We start from the raw sequence: 4,162 nt of genomic DNA, 5'->3' as shown, positions 1-4,162 counted from the left end.
GACGAAGTTGAGCCGCTCCAGATCGACCAGCTGACTCCCCCGTACCAGGGATTCGCTGCGGGCGATGACGGTGATGCATTTGTCTCGGTGGGTTTCGATGAGTTTGTTGGGGTCGGCCACTTCCAGATCCCGCCACTCCCCGGCCTCGGGCAAAGTGGTAGCGGGATAGCTCTCTCGGGAAATCAGAGGCTTGTTGAGACTGTAGAGCTCGTCCAGATCCTCGCTCAGATCCTCGGCGGCCACGCTGCGAAGTTCGCCGAGTAGATCGCCCCCCAGCTCCTCCAGATGCCAGAGTCCCAGAGAGTCGATATCTTTGACGAAACTCTCCCAGGGGCTGGACTCCACCCGGGATTTTAGAGCGTTGAATTGTTCTTCGCTAAGAGCCAGAAAGGCGGGCCGCAGCGTCACACTCTCCAGCTCCTCGTCCCCCCGGCGCTTCTGGGTGTCGGGGTCGAAGGGGTGGATACTCTCGATCTCATCGTCAAAGAGACTGATCCGCCAGGGATGTTCCATTCCGGGACTGTAGAGATCCACGATATCCCCCCGGATCGAAACCTCCCCCGCTTCGCTGACCAGATCGACGAAGTGATAGCCCCAACGATAGAGCATCTCTTTGAACTGCGTTAGATCGAGTTTGTCACCGAACTCCAGAGTCCGGGTATCGAAGCACTCCGCTTTGGGCAGCGGGAGACTGAGCGTATGCAGCGGAGCGATGAGGAGTTTTTCCTCCTGGTAACGGTAATAGCCCGAGAGTTGAGTGAAAAGCTCCTGAATTTCAGGGCCGTAACTACGCAGATCCTCTCCGGGACTAATCCGAAGCTGGGGCAGCACGAAGGGACGGATACCCTGAAAGCGTGCCACAGTTGCCGCTTGTTCGGCGCTTTTGTCGTTGCGGGCGACAACAAGATCGGCCCGCTTCTTGGCGGGGGTCTTTTTCAGGTATTCGAAGAGTCGTGAGGGTTGCATTCCTGCTGCTTACCTTTGGGTGAAATAGGAAAAGAAACGATCAGGAGGCCAAAAGATCGTGAGAAGTTTTATAACGAAGTATTCCGTTGAGGGAGATGTCTTCATCGATATCGGGGAAATGAATACCCCTCCCTCCACCGATCAGGCGATAATTTTGTAATTGTGCCTTATCGGCTTTTTTGATTCTCTCCGTATAGTCATAAGGAAGTGTCAAGCGATCCCCAGTATTGAGTACTACATGTATCTTGTTATCAAAAACAAGTTTTTCAATCAACGTCGTGGTTTTGGAAGTGTTCATTCCAAGCCTCCTGCAAATAATCGCGATATTCACGGACGATCAACAGTATCTTTTTCAAATCCCTTGAGGATAGGCGATAAGTATCAGTCACTTTCAATGAGTCAAGCTCGATCCGGGCATATGCTTCGCCTTTTTCTACATGAATATGCGATGGTGCATGTTCATCACTATAAAAAAAGAAACGAAACCCCTCTCTCCTCAATACTGTCGGCATCGATTTTTATTATACCTCATACATAAGATCGTTCTTTTTCAAAAAAGCCTCCACCGTATAAAAAGATCCGAAAACCAGATAATTCTCATGGGAAAAGAGTTGCCCGCCGAAATAGTCCCAGGGAATTCCCAGCTCCTCCAAAACAGTCTCGATCTCCCAGAGGGTAGCCGCCCGCTGGCTCTCGATGGGGATGAGCTCGACCCGCTTGATCTTGGGGCGCAGGATCGAGAGTACCTCTCGATAATCCTTGTCGTCCAGGGAGTTGTAGATCAGCACCGTCCTGGATTCCATCGCCCGGGCGATTGCCCGGGCTGCCAAAGGATTGTGCCCTACGTCGATACGAATGTTCTCGGCCAGAGGATAGAAACGGCCAAAAAGCTCCAGAGCTTCCAGCGCCTCGGGATCGGCGGGCATATCGAGCAGATCCAGTGCCCGCAAAGCCACCGAAGCGTTCTGAAATAAAAAGTCCGGCCACCCTTTGCCTTGCAAAACGTGCTCCAACTCCTCCATCCTCCATCTTCCATCTTCCATCGTCAATCCGCACCCGCGTTCCTCGGCGATTTTTCGGGCGACACTTTCCACCTCCGCATGGGGCTGGGGGGCCAGAAGCACCTGCGTATGCGGCGTGACGCTGCGCAGTTTGGTCTCGGCGATCGCTTCGACGGAATCGCCCAGAAAGGCTTGATGGTCGATCCCGATGGGGGTGACGACGGTGAGGCGTTTATTCTCTACCACGTTGGTGGCATCGAACTCTCCGCCCAGCCCCGCCTCCAGGATGATCAGATCACAACGTTCGAAAAGCAGCAGCGCCAGCAGCGTAGTGTATTCGAAATAACTGAGCGCCTCGCTCATTTCGGCCCCAAGGATCCCGTAGAGCCGCCGATGTCCTTCTTCTAGCACCTCATCCGAAACGTTCTCGCCGTCGATCCAGATCCGTTCGTTGAATCGAAGGATGTGGGGAGAAGAGTAGTGTCCTACGGAGAGTGGGTAGTGGGTAGTGGGTAGTGGGTAGAAATGATTCGTGCTTTCGCTTTGCGAAAGCCCATTTTCCATTTTCCATTTTCCATCTTCCATCCCATTCTGCCACGCGAGGAAAGCCAGCATCCTCCCCGTGCTTCCCTTGCCGTTGGTGCCGACGATATGGACGGCCGGAGGATGAGCGATGTGATCTCTCAATCGGGCGTAGGCTCTGTGCACCCGTTCGTGGTCAATTTCCTTGTAATAGAGAGGTTTGCTCTCGAGAAAGCCGGAGAAAGGAGGGATCACTTCCGAATACCCTTTTCGGCGATCCAGGCGATGAACTGATCCATCGCTTTGCGGATGCCGACCCGAATCGCGGCATCTCTGGCAGCTGAACTTGTCAGAGAGCTCGACTGGATACTGACATCTTCGCTACTGCTTATCCGTTTGCTGAGATTGTTTTCGGGGGTTTGGAGCACGAAGAGAATCGAAGTACTGACACGATAGCGTGTGACGTAACCGTTTGTATCATACGTCAAAGGAGAGTAACCGATCTTGTACTCCGGAACGATGATCCTGCTCAATGCCCCAGCGCGATCGGCAACGACCTTTTCGTGAAACTCCGTTGTCAACGTCCGGATAATTTCATCTTTGAGATAGACACCGTTTTGCGGTTCCACCCCGGAGAGCTTCACATCCACATAGACCGGATCGGGGAGGAGATCCCGGCCATACTGCGCGACCGGTTTGTAACCGCAGCCGCTGATGACAAACATTGTCATCAGAATGATGAATGTTGAATGTTGAATGTTGAATGATTTCGGTATGCACTGTTTCACAGCATTCTTTATCCAATGACGAATAACAAATGACGAACAACCATCATTCTCAATCCTCAATTCTCAATCCTCAATTAAATTACGCCGGTTTGACAACAAGGTTGACCAGTTTCCCCGGCACGACGATCTCTTTGACGATCTGCTGCCCCTCCAGCCACTTGGCACCGGCCTCTTTGGCGATGGAGAGGATCTCTTCCTTGTCAGCTTCAGCGGGGATGGCCACCTCCGTGCGCCGCTTGCCGTTGATGCTCACGGCGTAGGTGACGCTCTCGGTGACAAAGACCTCTTCCCGCAGAGGAATGCTGCGACGCAGATTCTCCCGGCCGAAGAGTTCCTCGCTCAATTCGCTGGCGATGTGGGGGACGATGGGCTCGAGCAGATGAAGCAGGATATACATCCCCTCGCTCCAGACCGCCGGGTCGTCCTGCTTGTCCAGGGCATTGAGGGCCTCCATCGTGGCAGCGATGAGGGTATTGAAGGCGAAGGTCTTCTCGAAAACGTCCTTGCTCTTGCGCAACGCCTCGTAGACCTTGGCCCGTGCCTCTTTGGCCTCGGGAGCCAATGCGTCGTGGTCGATCTCGGGCAGAGTCGAGTGGGTGACCTTCTCTTTGCGACTGTAGAGCTTGCGCAGGAAGCGGTAGGCCCCTTCCACACCGCTATCCTTCCACTCCAGCTCTTTTTGCGGCGGGGCGGCGAAGAGGATGAAGAGGCGTGCCGTATCGGCACCGTAACGCTCGACGATAGCGTCAGGATCGACGGTGTTGCCCTTGGATTTGGACATTTTGGCGCCGTCCTTGAGGACCATCCCCTGGGTCAGGAGCCGGCTGAAGGGCTCGTCGATATCGTGGTAGCCCAGATCCCGCAGGGCCTTGGTAAAGAAACGGG

General features: G+C 54.1%; 5 protein-coding genes and 1 pseudogene. All 6 read right to left on the bottom strand.

Annotation, left to right across the window (positions count from 1 at the left end):
- Positions 1–966: pseudogene (locus F8I07_RS06025) on the bottom strand (transcription-repair coupling factor); the annotation flags it as partial.
- A gap of 40 nt (positions 967–1,006) precedes the next feature.
- Positions 1,007–1,264, bottom strand: a complete 258-nt coding sequence (locus F8I07_RS06020) for a DUF2442 domain-containing protein (protein ID WP_292657048.1) — start codon at positions 1,262–1,264, stop codon at positions 1,007–1,009.
- Positions 1,233–1,478: a DUF4160 domain-containing protein gene (locus F8I07_RS10080; protein ID WP_367264487.1), complete on the bottom strand. Its 246-nt coding sequence runs from the start codon at positions 1,476–1,478 to the stop codon at positions 1,233–1,235. The genes F8I07_RS06020 and F8I07_RS10080 overlap by 32 nt, the downstream gene beginning before the upstream one ends.
- A gap of 9 nt (positions 1,479–1,487) precedes the next feature.
- The gene (locus F8I07_RS06015) at positions 1,488–2,744 is read right to left on the bottom strand and encodes a bifunctional folylpolyglutamate synthase/dihydrofolate synthase (protein ID WP_292657046.1); all 1,257 of its coding nucleotides are present in this window, start codon (positions 2,742–2,744) and stop codon (positions 1,488–1,490) included.
- Positions 2,741–3,220, bottom strand: coding sequence for an LPS assembly lipoprotein LptE (lptE, locus tag F8I07_RS06010; protein WP_292657044.1), 480 nt, complete (start codon positions 3,218–3,220; stop codon positions 2,741–2,743). The genes F8I07_RS06015 and lptE overlap by 4 nt, the downstream gene beginning before the upstream one ends.
- A gap of 136 nt (positions 3,221–3,356) precedes the next feature.
- Positions 3,357–4,162, bottom strand: an 806-nt coding sequence (locus F8I07_RS06005) for a class I tRNA ligase family protein (RefSeq protein ID WP_292657041.1), incomplete at its 5' end; no start/stop codon positions are given.

The organism is Nitratifractor sp. (assembly GCF_015487065.1).
Taxonomy (GTDB): domain Bacteria; phylum Campylobacterota; class Campylobacteria; order Campylobacterales; family Sulfurovaceae; genus Nitratifractor.
This window is presented reverse-complemented; position numbering and strand designations above follow the sequence as displayed.